Origin of the sequence: Pleomorphomonas oryzae DSM 16300, assembly GCF_000422965.1 — a bacterium.
Taxonomy (GTDB): domain Bacteria; phylum Pseudomonadota; class Alphaproteobacteria; order Rhizobiales; family Pleomorphomonadaceae; genus Pleomorphomonas; species Pleomorphomonas oryzae.
The window spans coordinates 197,688-221,828 of sequence record NZ_AUHB01000006.1; the positions used below are offsets into that span (position 1 = coordinate 197,688).

A 24,141-nucleotide genomic window follows, 5' to 3' on the forward strand; every position below is an offset into this window, starting at 1 on the left:
TGGCGAATGGCCGATATTGGCTGTAAACGTCGGTTGAATCGATTCTGAGGTTGGTGCTCCAATGACTCAAGTCCGCCTGATCATGCTGATCTTTTTCTTGGAGCCACTCGTCTTCGGAAACTGGCTCTCCCGCATCCCCGAGGTACAGGCCGGCCTCGGCCTCCGTCCGGCGGAACTGGCGCTTGCCCTTTTGGGGATGCCGATATCCAACCTCATGATCCTGCCATTTGCCGGCCGGATTTGCGACGCTGTCGGCGCCCGCAGCCTTTTGATCTATACCTTTGCCGGCATGCTACTGATCCTCACCCTGCCGGGCCTCGCTTTCAACGTTCCCTCGCTGTTCCTGATCCTCGCCTCCTGCGGGGCGCTGCTAGCGCTCGCCGAACTGGCCATGAATGTCGAGGCTGCCCGCATCGAGGCGGAAGCCAGCCGGCTGATCATGAGCACTTGCCACGGTTTCTGGAGCGTCGGCATCGGCGTCGGCAGCTTCGTCGGTGCCACACTCGCCACCTTCGGGCTGACAGTCACTGAGGCTCTGGTGCTGTCGGTGTTGGTAGTGCTGCCGGTTGCGGTCTGGGCGGGCTTGCGGTTGCCAGCGATGGAGCCGGTCAAGGCGGCGGATCATACGCCCTCGCCCTCCTTCTTTGCCATTCCACCGAAGGCCCTGCTCCTGGTCTGCCTGTTCAGCATCGGCTTTGCGGTGACCGAGGGATCGATGGGCGACTGGTCGGGCATCTTTCTACGCGACGAGACGGGAACGCCGACCGCCATGCTCGGCTACGGCTATGCCTCCTTCGCCGCGCTGCTATCGGCCGGCCGGTTCATGGGCGACGCCTTGCGCAAGCGCTTGGGCATGGTGGTGCTGGCGCGTCTATGCGTGTCGATTGCCCTAGGCGGTGCGCTGCTGCTAACCGTCGCCGGCAATTTCTGGATGGGCGCGGTGGCCTTCGGCATGATCGGCCTCGGCATTTCCGTGGCCTTTCCGTTGGCGGTGACCGCCGCCATGGCAACGCCCGGCACGCCGGCTGGTAACGTCGCCATCCTCTCGGCGATCTATGTGCTCGGCTTCCTGGCCGGCCCGCTGGTGATCGGCGGCCTTGCCGAATTCTTCGGCATCCGAGTCGGTCTGATGTTCCTCATTCCGGTGCTGTTCGTCAGTCTCACGCTCACCGGCTCACTGCGCCCCGGCGAGCGCAAGACTGCGGCGGCGGCCGAGCCGGCCGGCGCCTAACTGGTCTCGTCAGGCTGCCCGATTGAGGATGGCGACAAAGAAGCCATCCGTACCGGTCAGGGCCGGCGTCAAGCGAAGCATCGATCCTTCTCGCCCCTCAAGGCCAAGGCGCGTGAGGTCTGGCGCCGGCACACCGGTCACCGTCGCAAAAGCACCTGATGCATCGCCAAGCGAGAAGTCCGGCGTGCGGGCAAGAAACGCAGCGATCTGCTCCTCGTTCTCCTCCGGCAGTACGGAACAGGTAATGTAGACGATACGGCCGCCGGCCTTTACCAGCCGCACCGCATTGTCGAGCACTGCGGCCTGTTCCTTGAGGCGGATTTCCAGCGCGCCGGGAGCCAGGCGCCATTTGGCATCCGGCCGCCGGCGCCAGGTGCCCGAACCGGTACATGGCGCATCGACCAGTACGAGATCGCTCTTGCCGGCGAGGTCACCCAATACGTCCTGGTCGCGACGCGGCTCTCGGATCTGGATGTTGCGGCTGCCGGAGCGATCGATACGGTCGAGGATGTCACCAAACCGGCGCTTGTCGCTGTCATAGGCATAGATCTGACCGTGGTTGCCGAGCGCCGCCGACAGCGCCAGCGTCTTGCCGCCGGCCCCGGCGCAGAGATCGACCGCCTGCCGGCCACCAGCCGAAGCCGCGATCAGAGCGGCCAACTGGCTGCCCTCATCCTGCACCTCGAACCAGCCCCTCTTATAGGCGAGATCGGACGAGACATGACCCGGACGAAGATCGCCGTCGACCGCCGGGATGCGAATACCAACCGGAGACCAGCGGCATGGCTCGGCCTTCAGGTGGGTAAGGCCTTCCAGCACCTGCTCGCGATTGCTCTTCAGGGTATTGACACGCAGATCGACGTCGGCGCGCCCGGCAAGCGCCTCGCCTTCCTCAACCACCCGATCGCCGAAGGCGCGGGCGAGCGAGGCAGCCAGCCACTCGGGATAATCGCCCTTCACCCAGTCGGGTGCGTCGGTCGGGACAGTTCCTGCCGAAAGCGCCGCACGCTCGTCGTCGGTGAGCGCTGAAGGAGCGAACTTGTCTTCGGTAAATAGCGCGTCGAGCGAGGTCACGCTCCGTCCCCACAGGCGCACGGCGGCGGCCAGCGCCAGTGCACGCGGGCTGTCGGAACCCATGATGGCAGCGAGCGACGCCTTACGGCGCAACACGTCGAATACCAGATTGCCGATGGCGCTACGGTCTTTCGACCCGGCAAAGCGGTGGGTGAGCCCCCAATCCTTCAGCGCGTCCTGCACCGGACGTCGCGTGCGCTCGACATCTCCCAGCACCTCGATCGCCGCTGCGATCCTGCCACCGTCTCTCATAACGATATCCTTCGGTTACCCGTCCAGTCTTGATGCCGACATATGAATGAGGCGGCCGCCGGGAGCAAGCCCGACGGCCGACGGATAGATGTAGCAAATGTATCTTGCGACCCAGACGCCTCAGGCGGCGCCGGGATAGTTCGGGCTCTCGCGCGTGATGGTCACGTCGTGGGCGTGGCTCTCGCGCATGCCGGCCGAGGAGATGCGCACGAACCGGCCCTTCTCCTGCAGATCGGGAATGGTCTTCGCCCCCACATAGCCCATGGCAGCGCGGATGCCCCCCACCAGCTGATGAACGACCGAGCCGAGCGGTCCCTTATACGGCACCTGCCCCTCGATGCCCTCCGGCACCAGCTTCAGCTGATCGCGCACTTCCGCCTGGAAATAGCGATCGGCCGAGCCGCGCGACATGGCACCCACCGAGCCCATGCCGCGATAGCTCTTGTAGCTGCGGCCCTGGTAGAGATAGACCTCGCCCGGGCTCTCATCGGTGCCGGCCAGAAGCGAGCCGATCATGCAGGCCGTGGCGCCGGCGGCCAGCGCCTTGGCGCAGTCGCCGGAGAAACGGATGCCGCCATCGGCAATCACCGGCACGCCAGCATCACGAGCGGCCGAGACGCCTTCCATGATGGCGGTGAGCTGTGGCACGCCGACGCCGGCGACGATACGCGTGGTGCAGATCGAGCCAGGACCGATACCCACCTTGATCGCGTCGGCACCGGCGTCGATCAGTGCCTTGGTACCGTCAGCGGTCGCCACATTGCCGGCGATCACCTGCACGTGGTTGGAGAGCTTCTTCACCTTGGTGACGGCCTGCAGCACATATTCGGAATGGCCGTGGGCTGTATCGACCACCAGGACGTCGACGCCGGCATCGATCAGCGCCTGCGAGCGCTCGTGCCCCTTGTCGCCGACGGTGGTGGCAGCGGCGACGCGCAGACGGCCCTGTTCGTCCTTGGCAGCATTGGGATTGAGGCGCGCCTTCTCGATGTCCTTGACGGTGATCAGGCCGACGCACTGATAGGCCGAATCCACGACCAGCAGCTTCTCGATGCGGTGCTGATGCAGCAGGCGCTTGGCTTCGTCGTGGCTGACGCCCTCGCGCACGGTGATGAGATTTTCGCGCGTCATCAGTTCGTAGACGCGCTGGTTGGGATCGGAGGCGAAGCGGACGTCGCGATTGGTGAGGATGCCGACGAGACGCCCATGACCGCGACTGCCGTCACCTGCATTCTCCACCACCGGAATACCTGAGATATTATACGACTTCATCAGGTCGAGAGCGTCCTTCAGAGTCGCCTCCGGGCCGATCACCACCGGATTGACCACCATGCCACTCTCAAACTTCTTCACCTGCCGCACATGCTCGGCCTGCGTCTCGACATCGAGATTGCGATGGATGACGCCGATGCCGCCGGCCTGCGCCATGGCGATGGCAAGGCGCGACTCGGTCACCGTATCCATAGCCGAGGAGATCAGCGGAATGTTCAGCTCGATGGAGCGGGTAAGGCGGGTGCGGACGTCGGTATCGGCCGGCAGAACCTCGGAATGGCCCGGCATCAGCAGGACGTCATCGAAGGTCAGCGCGAACTCGCCACCTGCGGCAGGAACGAAGAATGAAGCCATGACCAACTCCTAGGGCTCGCGGGCGACGAAATGAAAATAAGCCTGTCCGAAATCGCGTCTCGTGCGACTCGGGGCAAGCATTCATCACCGAATGAAGTTGGCGGTGGTCTCTACCACGGGCGTCGCGTTTGGCAAAGGCAAAAGCGCGACTTTGGTATACTTACGCGAAAGCGCTGACGGCCCATCACGCCACTTGAATCAATGCATGAAGTTGGAAACAGGCAGCCAGAACCACCGGAATCGCCATATCAGGTCACGGAATCAACCTCTGAAGGAACCGGCATTTCCATTAATACTTTCAACGATTTCCGCAACTTTTCGAATGTGGGACTCGATGAAGAGCCGAGGATGGTCGATCGGCTCTTCCACCTGCTCGTAAGTCCAGGTCAGATCGTGCGGAATATGCACGGCGAAAGCCCCAGCTTCGAGCGCCGGCAGAATGTCGGAGCGCAGCGAATTGCCTACCATCAGTCCCTTGTCAGCCCCATCGCCGCGGGCGGCAAACACGCGGGCGTAGGTGGAAGCCGACTTTTCCGAGACGATTTCCACCGCGTGAAACAGCTCGGCGAGGCCAGATGCCGTAAGCTTGCGCTCCTGATCGAACAGATCGCCCTTGGTGATCAGGATCAAAGGATAGCGCTCGGCCAGTGCCTCCAGCGTCTCGCGCACCTCCGGCAGCAGTTCGACGGGATGGTTAAGCATCTCCCGTCCCATGGTCAGCACACCGGCAATCACTGAGGGATCCAGCCGGCCGGCGCTCACTTCCAGCGCGGTTTCCATCATCGACAGCACGAAGCCTTTGATGCCGAAGCCGTAGACGGGAATGTTGCGTTTTTCGACGGCAAAAAGCCCGCTCGACAGCGTTGCCCGATCTCCGAAATCAGTCAGGAGATCGAGAAAGCGCCCTTCGGTGTAGCGGAAGAACTGCTCGTTCTGCCAAAGCGTGTCGTCGGCATCGAAGCCGAGCGTGGTTACTGCCGCCTGCACCATCTGTCCGCTCTCCCTGGATGTCGCGATTGCCGACGCAGTGCGCTCCGATTAAGGAAAGCCGACCGCATCAATCCGCAAGGATCCGATATGCCGATTCGGGCCGTTCTGTTCGACAAGGATGGAACCCTTCTCGACTACCACCTCACCTGGGGCCCGATCAACGTGGCCGCCGCCGATATCGCCGCGGCCGGCGACCACGACCTGGCCGACCGCCTGCTTAGCCTTGGTGGCATGGACAGGGCGAATATGATCACCCGGCCCGGCAGTCTGCTCGCCGCCGCCCACACCGTCGAGATTGCCTCCGCCTGGGTAGAGGCTGGCAGCCCCCTCTCCCTTCAGGATCTCTCCCACCGTCTTGATGCTCTGTTCACAGCGTCCGCCACCGGCTCGGTGCCGATCGGTAACCTTGACGCCTGCTTCTCGGCGCTGCGGACGGCGGGCCTGAAGCTGGGGATCGCGTCGTCGGACAACGAGGCGTCCATTCGCCTGATGCTGGCGCATCTCGGCCTCGCCCACCACATCGCTTTCGTCGCCGGCTATGACAGCGGTCATGGCGTGAAGCCCGGTCCCGGCATGGCACTCGCCTTCGCCGCCGCGCTTGGCCTGCAGCCATCGGAGATCGCAGTCGTTGGCGATAACAGCCACGATATCGACATGGGCCGCCAAGCCGGCGCGGGCCTCGTCATCGGCGTCCTGAGCGGCACCGGCGACGCGGCGACACTCACCCCGATTGCCGATGCCTGCCTGTCCGACATCAGCGAGCTCCCGGCATTCCTGGCGCCCCACCTCGGCGCATGAAGCCATAGAATGCCCTGAGTTTGGCGTTGACTCGCGTTTCCCCGCGCGCGAAGTCTCGGCCCACCCTTCCCAAACAGCCGAGGAGTTCCGCCATGCAGCCCGGCCGCGACATATCTGCTCTCATCGACATCATGGCCCGGCTGCGCGACCCGGAGGCTGGCTGTGCCTGGGATCTTCAGCAGACTTTCGAGACCATCGCCCCCTACACGATCGAAGAAGCCTACGAAGTCGCCGAGGCCATTGCCCGTGGCGACCGCCATGACATCTGCGACGAGCTAGGCGACCTTTTGCTTCAGGTGGTGTTTCACGCCCGCATAGCCGAGGAGGAAGGGACCTTCGCCTTTCCGGACGTTGTGGAGGCGATAACGCGTAAGATGATCCGCCGCCACCCACATGTGTTCGGGCCAGCGGAGGCGCGCACGCCGCATCTCGTGAGAGGGTTGTGGGAGAAGATCAAGGCCGAGGAAAAGGCGGAGAAAGCAGCGCGCCATGACGGCGAGATACCGAAAGGCCTGCTGGATGCCGTGTCGATCGCCATGCCGCCGATGCTGAGAGCAGTGAAGCTGCAACAAAAGGCAGGAACCGTCGGCTTCGACTGGAATGATCCGCGCGCCGTGCTCGCCAAGATCCGCGAGGAGCTCGACGAACTGGAAGCGGAGATGGACTGCGCCGACAAAGGGGAAGCGGATAAGGCCGAGGCACGCAAAGCCATCGAGGCCGAACTCGGCGATGTGCTGTTCGCCCTCGCCAATCTTGGCCGCCATCTCGATATCGATCCGGAGGCGGCGGTGCGAGCGACCAATGAGAAATTCAGGAAACGCTTTTCCTACATCGAGCGGAGCCTCGAAGAGGCAGGTCGACGGCCAGAAGATGCGACACTCGAGGAGATGGAAGCCCTCTGGCAGCAAGCCAAGACCGAAGGTTGACGGCCTTAAGGAAGCTCAAAAACGAGAAACCCGGCGCGAGGGCCGGGTTTCACAATCCTCGGGGAGCCGGACCGTCTGCGAGCCTGCGGCTCGTGGTCCGGGGCAACTGGCGGGCGATCCCGATAACGGGATCGATGTGACGACGGTCAGAAGCCGGCATTGCGGAACATCCCACGGTCAACGGCGCGCTGACGGTACTCGAGGTCGATCCGGTCGGTGGCCTCGTTGAGATAGGCAACTTCGCGCTCGGCAGCGGTAGTAGGGCGAAGGGCGCGAGCGGCCTTGCGAAGGTGAGTGAACATTTATCTTCCTTTCGATCCACGAACCGCCGGTTTTCTTCAGGACCCAGCGATCCGTTCCTCTGTCCTGACGCTTATGAAGATAATGTATTCTGTTATTTGGACCAGATCGAATGTTGCATGACGCGCATGCGCTCTGCGAATTGGTCTCAACAGATTTTCTTTCGACCGGCTTCAGAGAAACTTCACTGGACTTCGGCCGCTCCGGAAACAACTTAACGAGGCATTAACCATTCGAGCGGCCACAGAAGGGCATTCCTGAAAGAGCACATCCATCGCGTTATCGGCCGGGGGCGCGATGAACCACCACGATCGGCAGTCTCGGAAAATGACAAAAGCGCCCAGGCAATCAAGCCATGTGGGCGCTTATCAGGAGGGGCAGGAAACTGAACTCCCATATAACCTCGGCGCTGGGGTTCGCCGGGTTGTCTTCATTCCGCAAACGCCGGCACCATAGTGCGCCAGCGATATTCTCTTATCTATCAGCCGGTTATTTCAAAGACCGAGGTTCCGATTACGACGGAACAGACCCCGATCGACTTCGCGCTGACGAAGTTCCAGGTCGATGCGATCACCGGCCTCGTTGAGATAGGCAGCCTCGCGTTCGGAGGTGCTGACGGAGCGGAGGGCCTTCTTCAGGGTACCAAACATAGCTGCATCCTTTCTCTGGGTGCCGCCGGGATCATCATCGTTCCGGCGTTCGTTTCTTGCTCTTGCGAGTTAAAACATAGCTATTTCTGCTAACCGTACCAGCGCGTATATCGCAACACCGCCATGCACCACATGGGAACCGATCTGTAGATTATCTATAGCTGTCTTTCAGATAAACTATCGAAGTCGCAAGCAACAAATGCCACGGGCCCGAACATGACAAAGCGCTCCGGCCGTTCAGGCCACGGAGCGCTTACACGTCATGCTCGTCTCGGTTAGCACCCGCCTCTCAGCGGGCTACCGATCAAAGACCGAAAGGACCACGCCGGAACAGACCACGGTCGATTTCGCGTTGGCGATATTCGAGTTCGATGCGGTCACCGGCGGCGCTCAGGTAGCGCAACTCACGTTCCTCGGTGGTGGGGACATGCAGAGCGCGGGCGACCTTCTTCAGCGGACCAAACATGATTTTCACTTCTCTCAACGATACGAACCGGCAGCAATTACGTGTGCCCAACAGGAGCATCAGCGTCATCGCCCTGCCCACTCATATATACTTTCGTCGTAGAGGGACCAAGATCAGCCGCGCAAGCCAGCCATGCGAAAAGCCTGAAATCGCGACATTATTTCTTCATGATCATTTCAGGCAAATTTAAACGGATGGCGAAAACGTGGCGTGGCGGCCAATTTCCGTAACGTCGCCATATTCCGGTCAAACGGCCAGGTCGGCGACTTTGCCATTTTCGATCACCATGCCATCAAAGGACGGCACCACCCCGGCCGGCAGGTCTGCCGACAGCGTCCGATAGTCGAGATCATGATGCATGTGGGTGAGGACGATCAGCTGGGCGCCAACCCTCTGGCCAGCCTCGATGGCCTGATCGACGGAAAAATGACTGACGTGCGGCCGATAGCGCAACGCATCGACAATGAACACGTCGGCGCCCTCAATGATCGGCCAGCTTTCCTCAGGAATGGCGCTGACATCCGAGGAATAGGCGAGCCCTCCGAAGCGATATCCGATACTTTGGATGTCGCCGTGCGTCTGCGCATAGGGGATCACCTCGATGGGCCCACCTTTACCGCTGATCGAGAAGGCCACACCCACATTGACGCGATGTTCTGAAACAATGGGTGGATAGCCTGAGCCCAGGGGTGTTTCAAAACAATAGCCGAACGCGTCTTTCAGCCGAGCCGCCGTTGCCTCGTCGGCATAAACCGGCACGCGATGGCCGCTGTTATGGAAGAATTGTCGAAGCTCGTCGATGCCGTGGATGTGGTCAGCATGCGAGTGGGTATAGACCACCGCGTCGGCCTCGCCGACCCCTGCCCGGAGTACCTGCTCGCGAAAGTCAGGACCGGTATCGACGATGATGCGGGTAATACCTCCATCCTCGCCGATGCGCTCGACCATCAACGAGGACCGCAGACGGCGGTTCCGCGGCTCTTTCGGATCGCAGGCACCCCAATCATTGCCGATGCGCGGCACGCCGGGCGAAGCGCCGCAGCCGAGAACGGTAAAGCGCATGCGGCCGGTCATGACGCAAACACCTCGCGTGGCACCTTGGCGAACAGCCGGGCAAAATTGGCCGTCGTGGTCGCCGCCATTTCGTCAGGCGCGACGCCCTTCACCTCGGCCAGCACCTTGGCTGTGTGGGCCACGTAGGCCGGCTCATTGCGCTTGCCGCGCCAGGGCAGCGGCGCCAGATAGGGCGCGTCGGTCTCGACCAGTAGGCGATCCATGGGCACGTCACGGGCAATCGCCCTGAGATCATCGGAACGCTTGAAGGTCAGAATGCCGGAGAAGGAGAAGAAGGCGCCGAGCGCCACCGCCCGCTCCATCAACTCGCGGCCCGACGAGAAGCAATGCAGCAGGATCGGGAAAGCGCCTTTCGCCGTCTCCTCCTCCAGAATAGAGGCCATGTCGTCGTCGGCATCGCGCGAATGAATGCAGATCGGCAGGCCGGTCATCCGTGCCGCGGCAATATGCCGGCGGAAGACCTCGGCCTGGACATCGCGCGGCGCGGAATCGTAGAAATAGTCGAGGCCGGCCTCACCTATGCCGATCACTTTGGGATGGGCTGCGAGCTCGACCAGCTCTTCGGTCTTAACGTCCGCTTCCTTCTCTGCCTCATGCGGATGAGTGCCCACCGTGCAGTAGACCTGGCGATGCGCCTCGGCGATGGCCCGCACGGTGCCAAAGTCGCGAATGCGCGTGCCGATGGTCACCATAAGCCGTACGTCAGCCGCCTCCGCGCGAGCGATGAGCGCGTCGGTCTCGCCGGCGAAATCGGAAAAATCGAGATGGCAATGGCTGTCGACGATCATTGTATCTGAACGCAAAAAGACGAAGGATCGTTCCGACATAACCGCTCACAGGATCGCTGTCGAGCAGCGGTAACGGTCGGGCAGATGCGCGCCGCGCGCCGGTCGTCATAAAATCCTCACCTACGGCAACTAGAAAAGCTGCGGTTGCGGCAAGCATTCGGTCGCTCAACCGTACATTTGATTTATGGTATCTGACAGTCGTCGGCCTTTTCGCCGGCCAGATTTCTGGGCGCCTCCGGGCGTCCATTTTTTTGGATGATCCCCTGCACATCCGCCTACCCGAAAAGTCTGCAACTTTTCGGGCGGATGAATCTCCTCGCGCATCCACCTATCCGAAAAGTCTGCAACTTTTCGGGCGGATGCCATAACATCCCTCGCCATGCGTCCCGACATTCTCAATCCACTGTTTCAACCCCTCACCTCGCTTCCCGGCGTCGGCCCGCGTACCGCACCCAAGCTTGAGAAACTGGTCGGTCCCGGCGGAGAGACGGCACGTGGCGCGGTGGTCCTCGATCTGCTGTTCCACATACCGACCGGCCTGATCGACCGGAGCCACGAAGCGCTGGTCGATTCGGCGCCCGAGGGGGCGATCGTGACGCTCCGCGTGCACGTCGATCGTCACCGTCCGGCACCGCCGCAGTCGCGGGCGCCCTATCGCATCACCGTCCACGATGAGAGCGGCGAGCTTACCATCACCTACTTCCGCGCCGACAAGGGCTGGCTCGAGAAGCTCTATCCTCTGGGGGAGACGGTACTCATTTCAGGCCGCATCGAGCGATTCAACGGCGCGCCGCAGATGAGCCATCCCGACCACGTGGTTCTGGAGGCTGAGGCCGACAAGCTGCCGCGGCTCGAACCGGTCTATCCGATGACCGAAGGCATCGGCGGCCGGCTGCTGTCCAAGCTCGCCGAGGCGGCACTCGCGCGCCTGCCGGAACTGCCGGAATGGCTCGATGAAGCGCATCGCCGCCGCGAGGGCTGGCCTTCCTTTGCCGACGCTCTGCGCTTCTTGCACAGGCCGGAAGCCGCTGAGGAACCCGACCAGCCGAGCCCCGCCCTCACCCGCCTGGCCTATGATGAGCTGCTCGCCAATCAGCTGGCCCTCGCCCTGGTCAGGCGCCAGCTCAAGGGCGTGGCCAGCCGGCCGCGATTGCCGACCGGCGACATCGCCAGTCGTCTTCGCGCCGCCCTTCCCTTTCGTCTGACCGCATCGCAGGAGACGGCCATCGCCGAAACTGTTGCCGACCTCTCCGCGCCCTCGCGCATGGTACGGCTCATCCAGGGCGATGTCGGCTCGGGGAAGACCATGGTGGCTCTGTTCGCAGCTGCGGCCGCCGTCGAGGCCGGGGGTCAAGTGGCGGTCATGGCACCAACCGAATTGCTCGCCCGCCAGCATGCCCGATCCATGTCGAACCTCGCCGAGGCCGCCGGCCTCAGGCTCGCTCTTCTGACCGGCGCCGACAAGACAAAGGGCAAGCGGGAAACGCTGGAGCGGATCGCCGCTGGCGAGGTCGATATCGTCGTAGGCACGCATGCACTGTTCCAGTCGGCAGTGGAGTTTCGCAACCTGACGCTGGCCGTCGTCGACGAGCAACATCGATTTGGCGTCCACCAGCGGCTGGCGCTGTCGGCCAAAGGGCCGACCACCGACCTGCTCGTCATGACGGCGACGCCGATCCCGCGCACCCTGATGCTCGCCTATTTCGGCGATATGGACGTCTCCCGCCTGACCGAGAAGCCGGCCGGGCGGAAGCCGATCGCGACGGTGACCGTGCCTCAGGAACGCATTGGTGAGATCGTCGGCCGGATCGCCTCGGCGATCCGCCTGGAAGGTGCCAAGGTCTATTGGGTTTGCCCGCTGGTCGAAGAAAGCGAGAACATCGATCTTGCAGCCGCCGAAGAACGCTACGCCGACCTCCGGCAGCACTTCGGTGACGACGTAGCGCTCGTCCATGGCCGCATGAAAGCGGCCGAGAAGGACGCCGCCATGGCCCGCTTCAAGGCCGGCGAAGCGCATATCCTGGTGGCGACCACGGTCATCGAGGTGGGTGTGGACGTCCCGGACGCCACCATCATGGTGATCGAGCACGCCGAGCGTTTCGGCCTTGCCCAGCTGCATCAGTTGCGTGGTCGAGTCGGACGCGGCGACAAATCGTCGGCTTGCGTGCTGCTCTACAAGGGACCGCTCGGCGAGACGGCCAAGGCACGCCTCAGCGTGATGCGCGATACCGAGGACGGCTTCCGCATCGCCGAAGAGGATCTGAAGCTCCGGGGCGGAGGTGAGCTGCTCGGCACCCGCCAAAGCGGGCTGCCCGGCTTCCGTTTCGTTCGCGCCGAGCACCACGGCCCGCTGATGGAAACGGCCCGCGATGACGCGGCTCTGTTGCTCACCCGCGATGCCGGCCTCGCCGGCCCGCGCGGCGAGGCGCTGCGACTGTTGCTCTATTTGTTCGGCCGCGACGAAGCCGTGCGGCTGATCCGCGCCGGCTGAGCGCTCAAGGTCAGCGTTCGCCTTCGGCCCGAACTTCGCTTGCCACGTCGCGAATGGCGGCCATCATCAGCTCGGCGCCCAACGTAAGGGAGGCCCCAGAGCGAACGATCAGCCCCAGCGGCCCGAAAGTGTCGGACGTATCGACCGGCAACTCGCGCAATGTACCGGCGGCGATGTCGCCGACCACCTCGCCATAATGGGCGATCCAGATGGCGTCGCTCGCAGTGGCGAACGCCCGGCCGAACACCGTCGACACCGTGTCGATACGCCGCAGCTGTGGACCCACGGCGAGGCGAATCAACAGCTCGACGGCGTGATCGTGGATGGTCGAACCAGGTGGCGGCACCAGCACGACATAATCGGAGAGACGCCCGAGCCCTGCCCCTTGGGCAAACAGCGGGTGCTCCCGTCGTGCCACCACGGCCACGCGCTCGGTATAGAGATGCTCGAAGCCAAGGCCGACCATGCTGGCGGGCGAGCCCATGCGTCCGAGCGCGAAATCGAGCTCGCCAGCCTTCAGCTGGTTGAGAATGGAGAGATTATCGGCGGTTATGATCTGCGGCGTCGTGCCGACGCTGGTGCCAAGAAAACGAGCCACCGCTTCGGGCAGAACACGCGACGAGGCCGAGGCGAGCGCGCCCACGCGAACAATCGACGCCCCCTGCTTCAATGCCAGCTCGACCGACTCGACGCCCTGACGCAGCGCAGCGATCGAAGCGCTGGCAAAACGCAGAAAAACCTCGCCGTAATAGGAGAGAACCACAGACCGGTGGCTGCGATCGAACAGCTCCACGCCCAGAATTTCCTCGAGCTCACGGATGGTTTTCGACACGGCCGGTTGGCTGATGGATAGCGATACTGCAGCCTTGCCGATGCTCTTGAGGCGGGCCACTTCCACAAAAGAACTCAGATGCCTATGTTTGATGCGGTTCTCGATCACGTCGGACCCTCTATAACCGGCCGTTATGTAACGGGGCTTATGCCCGCTCTGCCATGACACATTGGTCGAGTCCGTGGCCGCCCTCATCAGTAATAGGTGGTAGGATGGTCCGAAAGCTACCGCCGACCGAGGCAATTATCCGAGGAGTGCCCATGCAGAAAACCAAGCTCCATCTCGACGTCATCGCCGATGTCGTCTGTCCCTGGTGCTTCCTCGGCAAACGCCGGCTCGACGCGGCGATTGCCGACCTTGACGACCTCGATATTGAGGTCCGCTATCGGCCGTTCCAGCTCGATCCAACCATTCCCCCGGATGGAATCGAACGCGAAGAATACATCATCGGCAAGTTCGGCAGCGCCGATGCGCTGGATGAGGCGCACGCCCGCCTCTTCAGTCTCGGCGCTGACGTCGGCATCACCTATGCCTTCGATCTCATCGAAAAGACGCCCAACACGCTCGATGCCCATCGCCTCGTCCGTTGGGCCGCGGCGGAAGGCCTGGCAGATCCTATGATCGAGAGGCTGTTTTCGCTGTTCTTTGAAGAAGGCGCCGACCTCACAAATGCCGAAACGCTCGTCGCCGCAGCCGAAGAGGTCGGCCTCGACGGCGATGAAGTGACCATGAAGCTCGAAGATGGCGTGGACCTTGATGCGGTAAAGGCCGACATCGCCCATGCCGGCCGAATGGGCATCACCGGCGTGCCGACCGTCGTTGTTGAGAACAAATTTGCCATTTCCGGCGCCCAGACATCGGAAGTCCTGGTTGACGCCCTGCGACGGATCGCGGCGGAACTCGGCGCAACGGAAGCCTGAAACGACAAAGGGGCGCCCGCACGGAGCGCCCCTTTTCGCGACCTACCGGCGCATCAGATCGTATCGAACTTGTCGCGATCAATATGCTCGGCCTTGATGCGGCGGACCGTGCCGGTCCACGAGCGCATGACCACGGTATCCGTGATGATCTTGCCAGCCTTAAAGCGCACGCCGTCGAGCAGGTTGCCCTTGGTGACGCCGGTCGCGGCAAACAGCACGTCTCCCTGGGCCATTTCTTCCATGGTGTACTTCTTGGTGACGTCCTCGATGCCCATGCGCTTGGCGCGCTCGATCTGTTCGGGACGGTTGATCATCAGCCGACCCTGCATCTGGCCGCCAAGGCAGCGCAGCGCCGCCGCAGCCAGCACGCCTTCGGGCGCTCCGCCGACACCGAGATAGATGTCGATGCTGGTTTCTTCCGGATCGGTGGTCTGAATGATGCCGGCAATGTCGCCGTCGCCGATCAGGCGAATGGAAGCGCCAAGCCCGCGCACCTCGTCAATCAGCCGGGCATGACGCGGTCGGTCGAGAATGCAGGCGGTGATCGCCGACACCGGCACCCCCTTGGCCTTCGCCAGGGCACGAATGTTGTCGGTCGGCGTGGCGTCGAGATCGATGAGGCCGGCCGGAAATCCTGGACCGATGGCAATCTTGTCCATGTAGACGTCTGGCGCGTTCAACAGCCCACCCTGCTCGGCGATGGCAATGCACGCGAGCGAATTGGTCTGGTTCTTGGCGCACATCGTGGTGCCCTCGAGCGGATCGACGGCGATGTCCACGCGCGGTCCCTTACCAGTACCAACCTCTTCACCGATGTAGAGCATCGGCGCCTCATCACGTTCACCTTCGCCGATCATGATCGTGCCGTGAACCGGCAACTGATTGAGCTCGGCGCGCATGGCGTCCACTGCCGCCTGATCGGCGGCGCGCTCATCGCCGTGACCTCGCTGGCGGGCGGCAGCCATGGCCGTGCGCTCGGTAACCCGAACAACCTCGAGGGTTAGAATACGATCAAGAGAATTGGAGAATTTTTGCGACATGAAACAACCCGCGGTTCGGACACTCGACCGAATTCGTCGCTGCGGCCAAAGGAGGTCTTGGGGCCGCGCGCGAACGGGGAGGGAAACCCGGTCGATACCTTAGCGAGGTAGGAAGAACCGACGATAGAGGTCAATGCGCCATAGGACGCAATACGGATGTTCCGCGAGTAGATTAACCATGCTGCCATCTGGCAAAGGTGCCGATACTTGGCGAAATACCGCCACTTATCGGCATTCTTAGCCCGCTTAACCATCAGACATGCAAAAAGTCGATAGCAGCATTCCCTAAGCGAGACCTGGAAATTAGCGGCGGCTCGACAGGGATGTTTATAGGCTCTCGATACGGATCAGCGTCGGCTTCTCGGCGATATGACCCGCCGCCTCAATGTCCGCCAGCGCGGCGCGGATTTCCGTCTCACGCGTGGCGTAGGTGATCAGCACGACGGGCTGAGGCGCCCCGGAGTGGCCGGCGGTATCATCTTCGCCCCCGCGGCGGCGCTGAACAATGGATTCAAGCGAGATATCGCGGTCAGCCATGCTTTTGGCGATACCAGCGAAAGCACCCGGCCGATCGTAGACCGAAAGGCGCACGTAATAGCCACCCTTGTGAGCCTGGATCTCCGCTCTCTGGTAAAGCATGAGCTCGTTGACCGGCAGGCCGAACACCGGCGTCCTATGGCCGCGCGCCGCATCGACGATATCGGCGATCACCGATGAAGCCGTGGCGCTGCCACCTGCCCCCGGGCCGACCAACACCACCTCTCCCAGCGCATCGCCGTCGAAGGCGACGGCGTTGAGCACGCCGGAGGTCTGAGCCACCACCGATTTCTTCGGCACCATAGCCGGGTTGACCCGCGCCTCGATGCCGCTGTCGGTGCGCCGGGCAACCCCTAGAAGCTTGATACGATAACCCAGCTCGTCAGCCGCCTTGATGTCGTCGAGCGAGATCGAGGTGATGCCCTCGACGTAAATGGCGTCGGCGTCGATTTCGGTGCCGAAAGCCAAGCTCGTCAGGATGGCAAGCTTATGGGCCGTATCGAATCCGCCGACGTCAAAGGTCGGATCGGCCTCGGCGTAACCGAGCCGCTGCGCCTCGGCGAGGCAGGTTTCGAAGGACAGCTGTTCCTTCTCCATCCGAGTCAGGATGTAGTTGCAGGTGCCGTTCAGGATGCCGACGATGCCCGTTACGGTGTTGCCGGCAAGGCTTTCCTTCAGCGTCTTGATCACCGGAATGCCACCGGCCACCGCCGCTTCGAAGCCGATCGACACACCCGCCGCCTCGGCGAGCCGGGCGAGTTCAACGCCATGCCGGGCGAGCAACGCCTTGTTGGCGGTGATCACCGGCTTGCCGGCGGCAATCGCCGCCCGCACCACGGCCTCGGCGGCACCTGACGCGCCGCCGATCAGCTCGATCACCACGTCGACATTCGGATCGGCAACCATGGCCACCGGATCGTCATACCAGGCAAACCCGCTCACGTTGATGCCTCGATCGCGGTTGCGGTCACGCGCCGACACGGCCGTAATCGTCACCGGCCGCCCTGCCCTCAGCGTCAGCGAGCTGAGATTGGACTGAACGATGCGAACAACGGACGCGCCGACGGTCCCGAGACCGGCGATGCCGAGGCGAAGCGGTTTACCCATGGTGCTTTCCGAAACTCTCTGTCTGCTAGCTTAACGTCAGCGGGGCTGACCAACCGGAGCGTAGTTATGCATGGTTTCGTCAGCCGTGTCGAAGAATCGACGAAGCCCACGCGCCGCCTGCCGAATACGCTGTTCGTTCTCCACGAGGGCGATACGGACGTAATCGTCGCCCTGTTCGCCGAAGCCGACGCCGGGAGCCACCGCCACTTCCGCCTTTTCGATCAGAAGCTTGGAAAACTCCAGACTGCCGAGCGACTTGAACCGCTCCGGCAGCGGCGCCCAGGCGAACATCGAAGCGCGCGGCACAGGGATGTCCCAGCCGGCCCGGCCGAAGCTCTCCACCATGACATCGCGGCGGCGCTTGTAGGTCTGTCGCACCTCGTCGATATGAGCGTCGGCGTCCGGATCGTTGAGGGCTGCCGTCGCCGCTACCTGGATCGGAGTGAAGGCGCCGTAATCGAGGTAGGACTTGACGCGCGCCAGAGCGGCGATCAGCCGCTCGTTGCCCACCGCAAAGCCCATGCGCCAGCCGGCCATGGAGAAGGTCTTGGACATCGAGGTGAACTCGACGCAGACGTCCATGGCACCCGGAGCCTGCAGCACTGACGGCGGCGGAACGCCATCGAAGTAGATCTCGGAATAGGCGAGGTCGGAGAGCACGAACACCTCGTGCTTGCGGGCAAAAGCCACCACGTCCTTGTAGAAGTCCAGCTCGACCACCTCGGCCGTCGGGTTCGACGGATAGCAGAGGATCAGGGCGAGCGGCTTGGGAATGGAGTGGGTCACCGCTCGCTCCAAAGCATGGAAGAACTCCGGCCCCGGCGTCACTGGCACAGAGCGGATGACACCGCCGACCATCAGAAAGCCGAAGGCGTGGATCGGGTAGGACGGATTGGGGCAGAGAATGACGTCGCCGGGCGCAGTGATCGCCTGCGCCATATTGGCGAAACCTTCCTTGGAGCCAAGCGTCGCCACGATCTGCGTGTCGGGGTTGAGCTTCACGCCGAAGCGCCGGGCATAATAGGCCGCCTGGGCTTTCCTAAGCCCCTGGATACCGCGCGAAGCGGAGTAGCCGTGCGTATCAGGCCGCTGCACCGTTTCGATCAGCTTGTCGACAACGTGACGCGCCGTGGGCAGATCGGGATTGCCCATGCCGAGGTCGACAATATCTGCGCCCGAAGCTCGCGCGGCAGCCTTGAGCCGGTTCACCTGCTCGAAGACATACGGCGGGAGGCGCTTGATCTTGTGGAACTCGTTGTTGCTCATGGGGTTGACCTCAGTGTGGTCGTTGTAGCCGGCGGTTCTCGCCCCGCGCCGACAGGCGGGTCTGTGCTTCTAGATCAATTCCGGGCGGAGGGGAAAGTGGCTTTTGGCCGGTCACCGACCGATCTCGCCAAAAAGCCGGAGCTGTTGCCGCCCTGCCCGGTCCCCGTCTACTCAGCCAATCGTGGAGAGAGCCGGGAAATTTTCCAGAAGCCAGAACGACGCGCGCTGCATGCCGCCTGACAGGAACAGCGCGCCGGTAATCACCAGCACGCCGCCCATAGCTCGCTCGACCAACGGAAAATGGCGGCGGAAACGGCGCATGAACAGCACAAAACGAGCCGCGAAAAGCGCGGCAATCAGGAAAGGAACACCCAATCCCAGGGAATAGACGGCAAGAAGCAGCGCGCCGTCACCCACGGTATCGCGACTGCCGGCCACCGACAGGATAGTGGCAAGCACCGGACCGATGCAGGGCGTCCAGCCAAACGCAAAGGCAAGACCAAGCAGGAATGCCCCGCCCAAACCCGCCTTGACGCGGAAATCATGGAAACGAGCTTCGCGATAGAACAACGCGACGCGGAACAGCCCTAGAAAATGCAGGCCCATCAATATGATGAACACACCGGCCAAGACGCCAAGAACCTCGGACCACTGCCTGAGAAGTTGACCGAATACCGACGCTGTGGCACCGAGCGTCACGAAAACGCAGGTAAAGCCCAGAACGAAGGAAAGAGCTACCTCTGCGGCACGCCGCTTGGCGGCCAGGCGACTCATCTCCTCGCCCGTCAGTTCCTCGATCGACGCACCGGTCAGAAAGCCGAGATAGGGCGGAACGAGCGGCAGCACGCAGGGGCTCACGAAGGAGAGCAGTCCAGCGCCGAATGCCGCAATCAGGGTTACGTTCGCGTCCATGTGGTCTCTACAAGGCGGGGCCACGACTGATACTCGATTTCCTCGGGGCATGCGAGGCAGGTTTTCTTATCGGCCATCAATTCACCGCGAAGGCCTCTGGTGCCGTCCCCGCCGCTGAGCACAAGCTTCTCGGCACCTCAATGGCGCGGCTCCCTGCCAAGGTCGCCTGTGTCGGACGGGGTTCAAGACGACATCGGACGGGCAGAAAGTCGGCGACTTCCTATTGACTTGCAGCCTGCATGATTACGGAAAGTTCTACAGGTAGAAATCATATACCTTCGATTGAATTGAGGAATGTAATTCTCAACTACACATTTATGATCGTCAATTATGCCGTATCCTACTGGGGGAGAAAGGCGAAACGGAGTTGATTTTCTGCGCAAAGCAGCGCTTTTTCTACCTATGGCGACGAGAAATTACCGCATACTGGCGGGTTAACTCTTACCTAGCGTTCTTCGCATATATTGGTTGGCCAGGTTGCAGTGATTGTACTCGTTCGGGGGAGCGAATGATCAGGCTGTTGGCGATCGCCGGACTGGCAGTAAACGCCAGCCTCGCGACGTTTGCATTTGCAAACGACGCGACGACCATTCATGTCGCCAGCACCTTCCCGATGTCCATGCCGCTGTTCTCTGAGGCAACGGGTCGCCTGAGCGAACAGGTGGATAGCTTGACCAACGGCGAGGTCAAACTGGTGTTCCACGTTCCCGGCGACCTGGCCTCAGCTTCCGGTACCATGGAAAAGGTCAGCAGCGGCGAGATTGCCGCCGCCTGGTCGACCGCCGGTCAATTGGCCAATCATGACAGTGCCTTCGAACTGCTGAGCTCGATCCCCTTTGGTCCCGGGACCGTTGAATACATGGCATGGCTATTCGAAGGCGGTGGACTTACCCTGTCGCGGGCTCTGTTTGCGAGCCACGGTATTTATAACGTGCCTTGCCTGGTGCTCCCACCCGAAGGGGCTGGCTGGTTTTCAAAGGAAATTCGCAGCGTCGATGACCTGAAAGGCCTGCGCGTACGTTTCTTCGGCCTTGGCGGGCGCGTATTGGCCCGGCTTGGCGCCCAGGTGGTCGAGAAGCCGCCCGGAGACATCATGGACGCCATCAAGAACGGCGAGATCGAAGCGGCAGAATATTCGCTTCCTTCCATGGACTTGACGCTCGGCCTTCAGAATGTGGCAAAATATTACTATTTTCCAGGCTGGCATCAGCCGTCCACGCTCTATGAGCTTTACTTCGGTGATGCGACTTGGCGCAAACTGACATCCAAGCAGCAAGAAACCATCGAGACCGTCTGCGCGGCGGCCATGCGCGACGGCATCGGCGAGGCCGAGGCAATGCAGATGAATGCGCTTCAGGAGATCAAGAGACGCGGCATCAAGCTCCGTCGATGGTCGCCTGACCTCCTACTCACCTTCGAGGCCGCCTGGAGCGCAGTGGCCAGCGACGAGATGGGAACCAACCCGCGGTTCAAAGAGATTTATGAATCGTACGAGCAGTTTCATAATCGTTATGGGTTCTGGAAGCGATTCAGTTATCTTCACTGAAGTAATCCGCACTCGAAAGGGGTAGCCGGGCTGATGAGCTGGCACGATGACCTGACAGGCAGTGTGAGAGACACGAGCATCCGGACCAAGTTGTCGGGGGCGCTCGTCTTTATCCTATTGCTCGTCGCCGCCGTCAGTGTGCTGGGAGTCGCACAGGTCACTTCGGTCAACCGGGTTACCACCGAAATTCGCGAAGTCAGGCTGCCGCAAGTCGAGTTGCTGGAAAAATTGCGTCGTCTTGCCCTGCAGCATCAACTCGTCGTCATGCGGCGCCTGCAAGTCATCGACTATCGTAACCTTGCAGAGATCGATGCCAGCCTCAATGAAACGCGCCGGGAACTGAACGAGGCATCGGCCAGCTTCAAGGCGACGATCAGCTCACCAGAAGAACAGCGATTGTTCGCCATCTTCTCCAACGCGTGGGAAATCTATCTCGCCTCACTCAATCAGGTGAACGACGCCATCGAAAGCGGCGAATTGGAAGAGGCCACCCATTTCGCCAACGACACAACGCGTCTGCAGTACCAGGCGGCGGTGAGCGAGCTCGAGAATCTCATCACCTATGCCAAGGCTCAATCGGAGGATGCCGCCGCACGCGCCTCCAACGCCGTCGCACGCGCCATCACCCAGTCGCTGGTCTTTCTGGTGGTTGCCAGCCTGGCGGCTGTTGGGGCGATCGTTTGGGTCCAGCGTAATGTTTCCGACCCGCTTCGCAATATCTCCCACGCCATGCGGCGGCTGACGGTCGGCGACCACACAACGCCGATTCCCGAACCAACGCCGCGCCGTGACGAAATCGGCGTCCTGGTGCTCGCCCTTGCCGGTTATCGCGACGCTCTGATTCATAGCCGCGAATTCGCCTACAACGCCGAACGGGAATGGGAGCGCCTCCGGGCCGCCGTTGCCAACATGCCCGTCGGTCTGTCGATGTTTGACGCCACCGATCGGCTAATCATCTGCAACCGCATCTTTTGCGACATGTATGGCTTGGCGCCCGAAGACACGCTGCGCGGCCGGACCTGCCAGGAGATCTTCGCCGATGCCTCGCAACATGGCGGTATCTACGCGCCCATTGTGGAAGAGTTGGCTGATGCCCGTTCCGATATAGGTGGCACCGCCCATTTGGTCTACGAGACTGGCGACCGGCGCATTCTGGCGCTGGGCATTCAGAGCATTGCCGACGGTGGCTGGATCGCCATCCATGAAGACATCACCGCCCGTCGCCGCGTCGAGGAAAAGATTCGCCACATGGCGCGCCACGACGCGCTCACGGATCTCGGCAATCGCCTCCTGTTCCGCGACAGCCTTGAGGAAGCGCTCTCCGAGTTCAAGGACAAGGAGAGTGTTGCCGTTCTCTGCATCGATCTCGACCGATTCAAAAACGTCAACGACACGCTCGGCCACCCGGTCGGCGACGCGCTTCTTCAGGCGGTTGCCGACCGCCTGAGGTCCTGCATCAGCCAGAACGACATCGCCGCCCGCTTTGGCGGCGATGAGTTCGCCATCATTCAGCTAGGGCCGGTTCAGCAGCCGGAAGCAGCCAGCGATCTCGCGCGCCGCATCGTCAGGATCGTCGGCGAGCCTTACGAGATCGACGGCCAGCAGATCATCATCGGCGCCAGCGTCGGCATCGCCGTCGCTCCCGTCGATGGCAAGAATGCCGACATCCTGCTCAAGAACGCCGACATGGCCCTCTACGCCGCCAAGGCCGACGGTCGCGGTGTCTATCGTTTCTTCCGCGACGAAATGAGTCTTCGCTCCCAGACCCGGCGCCTCCTGGAGTTGGAGCTGCGTCGAGCCTTGGTTTCCGGCGAGCTTTGCCTGCACTACCAGCCGATGTTCAACATGGAAAACCGGGACATCATCGGCTTCGAAGCGCTACTCCGCTGGAATCATCCGACACGCGGCATCGTGCCGCCCAATGACTTCATCTGGCTGGCCGAGGAAGTGGGGCTGATCGTTCCCATCGGCCAGTGGGTGATGGAGCAGGCCTGTCGCGACGCATCGAACTGGCCCGATTACATCACCATAGCGGTCAACGTCTCACCAGTTCAGTTCCGCGACAGAAACTTTGCCGATCAGGTCGTAGCTGCGCTGGCTGCCTCAGGCCTTGAAGCGCACCGGCTGGAAATCGAGATCACCGAGCGCGTGCTGATCGCCGACACTTCAATGACTCTGGCCATCTTGCAGCGTTTGCACGAGATCGGCATCCGCATCGCCATGGACGATTTTGGCACCGGCTATTCCAGCCTCGGCTACCTGCGCCAGTTCCACTTCGACCGGATCAAGATCGACCGCTCCTTCGTGGCCGATCTCGGCGAAGGCGATCAGGAATCGCTGGCCATCGTACGGGCCGTCGCCGGCCTGTCTTCCAGCCTCAACATCGCCACGACTGCCGAGGGGGTGGAGAGCGAGGAGCAATTCGAGCGGCTACGCGCCGAGGGCTGCGACACGGTACAGGGCTTCCTGCTGGGCGTGCCAGTGCCCCTGGAAGACGTTACGCGGATGTTTGAGGAAGGTGCCACCTCTGCGGCGTGACGGCGCCTGTCGGAGCGAACTGGTCAACAGACAGCCTGAAAGACGACACGTCCCCGCAAGCCTAGCCTCGCGGCCACCGGTCTCTGAGTTTGTCGGGAAATGGTGGGCGGTGACGGTCTCGAACCGCCGACATCCAGTGTGTAAAACTGGCGCTCTACCAACTGAGCTAACCGCCCGACGCGATCGCCTGCAAGGCGAACGGCCCCCTGCTCTACCGACTTGGTCAGCCGATTGCAAGACCGTCAACCCGAACAACCCGCGGGCAGGCAATGGAGCAAAAAGGGCGCGACCGTTGCCGGCCGCGCCTTTCAAAATTTCCCTGGCCCAAGCCGTTTATACGGACGGACCGATCCGGGAGGTCAGCCGTTGACCGCGTCCTTGAGGCCCTTGCCAACGCGGAACTTCGGCTGCTTGGAAGCAGCGATCTTGAGCGGCTCGCCCGTCTGCGGGTTGCGGCCCTCGGAGGCGGCGCGCTCGGTCACAACGAAATTGCCGAAGCCGACGATGCGAACTTCGTCGCCGACCTTCAGCGCCTCGGTAATCGTCGCGAAGACCGCGTCGACAGCAGCACCGGCCTGCGCCTTGTTGAGCGACGCCTTCTCGGCGACCTGCGTGACCAGATCGTTCTTGTTCATGTCGTGTCCCTTTGTCTGACTCTGTCGGTAGCGGACTTGCCATGTAGGAGTTAGCCCGTCACCCCGGCGGCACGTTTCCCGGATTTCCGGGGAAAATCAAGTGCGGAAAGACCGCTTATGCTCGATTTTTTGACCGGAGACA

At 62.1% G+C, this 24,141-nt stretch carries 21 protein-coding genes and 1 tRNA gene; 7 read left to right on the forward strand and 15 right to left on the reverse strand.

Annotation, left to right across the window (positions count from 1 at the left end):
- Nucleotides 1-61: 61 nt before the first annotated feature.
- A complete protein-coding gene (locus tag G522_RS0112090) occupies nucleotides 62-1,231 on the forward strand; it encodes an MFS transporter (RefSeq protein ID WP_026791278.1) in 1,170 nt (389 codons plus the stop codon).
- 9 nt (nucleotides 1,232-1,240) lie between these two features.
- On the opposite strand, the gene G522_RS0112095 is transcribed toward G522_RS0112090, so the two are convergent.
- From G522_RS0112095 to G522_RS0112105, 3 genes are all read right to left on the reverse strand, one after another.
- The gene (locus G522_RS0112095) at nucleotides 1,241-2,557 is read right to left on the reverse strand and encodes an RsmB/NOP family class I SAM-dependent RNA methyltransferase (protein ID WP_026791279.1); all 1,317 of its coding nucleotides are present in this window, start codon (nucleotides 2,555-2,557) and stop codon (nucleotides 1,241-1,243) included.
- A 120-nt stretch (nucleotides 2,558-2,677) separates the two neighbouring features.
- The gene (gene guaB / locus G522_RS0112100) at nucleotides 2,678-4,183 is read right to left on the reverse strand and encodes an IMP dehydrogenase (RefSeq protein ID WP_026791280.1); all 1,506 of its coding nucleotides are present in this window, start codon (nucleotides 4,181-4,183) and stop codon (nucleotides 2,678-2,680) included.
- A 261-nt stretch (nucleotides 4,184-4,444) separates the two neighbouring features.
- The gene (locus G522_RS0112105; protein ID WP_026791281.1) at nucleotides 4,445-5,173 is read right to left on the reverse strand and encodes an HAD family hydrolase; all 729 of its coding nucleotides are present in this window, start codon (nucleotides 5,171-5,173) and stop codon (nucleotides 4,445-4,447) included.
- 87 nt (nucleotides 5,174-5,260) lie between these two features.
- Here G522_RS0112105 and G522_RS0112110 point away from each other — a divergent pair, with 87 nt between their 5' ends.
- Together G522_RS0112110 and mazG are read left to right on the forward strand one after the other, a co-directional pair.
- Entirely contained in the window at nucleotides 5,261-5,971 is a 711-nt protein-coding gene (locus tag G522_RS0112110) for an HAD family hydrolase (protein ID WP_026791282.1), read from the forward strand.
- Between the two features lie 92 nt (nucleotides 5,972-6,063).
- Nucleotides 6,064-6,897, forward strand: a complete 834-nt coding sequence (gene mazG, locus G522_RS0112115; protein WP_026791283.1) for a nucleoside triphosphate pyrophosphohydrolase — start codon at nucleotides 6,064-6,066, stop codon at nucleotides 6,895-6,897.
- Nucleotides 6,898-7,043: 146 nt separating this feature from the next.
- Here mazG and G522_RS29560 read toward each other — a convergent pair whose 3' ends face one another.
- The 5 genes from G522_RS29560 to G522_RS0112140 form a co-directional block, all read right to left on the reverse strand.
- A complete protein-coding gene (locus G522_RS29560; protein ID WP_084633143.1) occupies nucleotides 7,044-7,199 on the reverse strand; it encodes a DUF3563 family protein in 156 nt (51 codons plus the stop codon).
- Nucleotides 7,200-7,691: 492 nt separating this feature from the next.
- Nucleotides 7,692-7,847 (reverse strand): DUF3563 family protein, encoded by a 156-nt coding sequence (locus G522_RS29565; RefSeq protein WP_084633144.1) that lies wholly within the window; start codon nucleotides 7,845-7,847, stop codon nucleotides 7,692-7,694.
- Between the two features lie 304 nt (nucleotides 7,848-8,151).
- Nucleotides 8,152-8,313: a DUF3563 domain-containing protein gene (locus tag G522_RS29570; RefSeq protein WP_084633145.1), complete on the reverse strand. Its 162-nt coding sequence runs from the start codon at nucleotides 8,311-8,313 to the stop codon at nucleotides 8,152-8,154.
- Between the two features lie 246 nt (nucleotides 8,314-8,559).
- The gene (locus tag G522_RS0112135; RefSeq protein WP_026791284.1) at nucleotides 8,560-9,387 is read right to left on the reverse strand and encodes an MBL fold metallo-hydrolase; all 828 of its coding nucleotides are present in this window, start codon (nucleotides 9,385-9,387) and stop codon (nucleotides 8,560-8,562) included.
- Nucleotides 9,384-10,175 (reverse strand): TatD family hydrolase, encoded by a 792-nt coding sequence (locus G522_RS0112140; RefSeq protein WP_026791285.1) that lies wholly within the window; start codon nucleotides 10,173-10,175, stop codon nucleotides 9,384-9,386. The genes G522_RS0112135 and G522_RS0112140 overlap by 4 nt, the downstream gene beginning before the upstream one ends.
- Nucleotides 10,176-10,554: 379 nt before the next feature.
- Between G522_RS0112140 and recG the strand changes: the two genes are divergently transcribed.
- A complete protein-coding gene (recG, locus tag G522_RS0112145; protein WP_026791286.1) occupies nucleotides 10,555-12,666 on the forward strand; it encodes an ATP-dependent DNA helicase RecG in 2,112 nt (703 codons plus the stop codon).
- Between the two features lie 10 nt (nucleotides 12,667-12,676).
- Here recG and pcaQ read toward each other — a convergent pair whose 3' ends face one another.
- On the reverse strand, nucleotides 12,677-13,666 hold the full coding sequence (pcaQ, locus tag G522_RS0112150) for a pca operon transcription factor PcaQ (RefSeq protein ID WP_342663893.1): 990 nt from the start codon (nucleotides 13,664-13,666) through the stop codon (nucleotides 12,677-12,679).
- Between the two features lie 92 nt (nucleotides 13,667-13,758).
- Between pcaQ and G522_RS0112155 the strand changes: the two genes are divergently transcribed.
- The gene (locus tag G522_RS0112155) at nucleotides 13,759-14,418 is read left to right on the forward strand and encodes a DsbA family oxidoreductase (RefSeq protein WP_026791288.1); all 660 of its coding nucleotides are present in this window, start codon (nucleotides 13,759-13,761) and stop codon (nucleotides 14,416-14,418) included.
- A gap of 53 nt (nucleotides 14,419-14,471) precedes the next feature.
- On the opposite strand, the gene glpX is transcribed toward G522_RS0112155, so the two are convergent.
- The 4 genes from glpX to G522_RS0112175 form a co-directional block, all read right to left on the reverse strand.
- On the reverse strand, nucleotides 14,472-15,458 hold the full coding sequence (gene glpX, locus G522_RS0112160; protein WP_026791289.1) for a class II fructose-bisphosphatase: 987 nt from the start codon (nucleotides 15,456-15,458) through the stop codon (nucleotides 14,472-14,474).
- A 327-nt stretch (nucleotides 15,459-15,785) separates the two neighbouring features.
- Nucleotides 15,786-17,102 (reverse strand): homoserine dehydrogenase, encoded by a 1,317-nt coding sequence (locus G522_RS0112165; protein ID WP_026791290.1) that lies wholly within the window; start codon nucleotides 17,100-17,102, stop codon nucleotides 15,786-15,788.
- A 36-nt stretch (nucleotides 17,103-17,138) separates the two neighbouring features.
- Nucleotides 17,139-18,368, reverse strand: coding sequence for an LL-diaminopimelate aminotransferase (locus G522_RS0112170; protein WP_026791291.1), 1,230 nt, complete (start codon nucleotides 18,366-18,368; stop codon nucleotides 17,139-17,141).
- A gap of 171 nt (nucleotides 18,369-18,539) precedes the next feature.
- Nucleotides 18,540-19,280, reverse strand: coding sequence for a cytochrome c biogenesis CcdA family protein (locus tag G522_RS0112175; protein WP_026791292.1), 741 nt, complete (start codon nucleotides 19,278-19,280; stop codon nucleotides 18,540-18,542).
- A gap of 508 nt (nucleotides 19,281-19,788) precedes the next feature.
- On the opposite strand from G522_RS0112175, the gene G522_RS26570 reads away from it, so the two are divergent.
- Together G522_RS26570 and G522_RS26575 are read left to right on the forward strand one after the other, a co-directional pair.
- Nucleotides 19,789-20,826 carry a TRAP transporter substrate-binding protein gene (locus G522_RS26570; protein WP_051228568.1) on the forward strand — a complete coding sequence of 346 codons (1,038 nt, stop codon included), beginning with the start codon at nucleotides 19,789-19,791 and terminating at the stop codon, nucleotides 20,824-20,826.
- A 33-nt stretch (nucleotides 20,827-20,859) separates the two neighbouring features.
- Nucleotides 20,860-23,364: an EAL domain-containing protein gene (locus G522_RS26575; protein ID WP_051228569.1), complete on the forward strand. Its 2,505-nt coding sequence runs from the start codon at nucleotides 20,860-20,862 to the stop codon at nucleotides 23,362-23,364.
- Between the two features lie 100 nt (nucleotides 23,365-23,464).
- Here the strand turns inward: G522_RS26575 and G522_RS0112190 are convergent.
- Nucleotides 23,465-23,540, reverse strand: a tRNA-Val gene (locus tag G522_RS0112190).
- 183 nt (nucleotides 23,541-23,723) lie between these two features.
- Nucleotides 23,724-23,999: an HU family DNA-binding protein gene (locus tag G522_RS0112195; protein WP_026791293.1), complete on the reverse strand. Its 276-nt coding sequence runs from the start codon at nucleotides 23,997-23,999 to the stop codon at nucleotides 23,724-23,726.
- Between the last annotated feature and the right edge of the window lie 142 nt (nucleotides 24,000-24,141).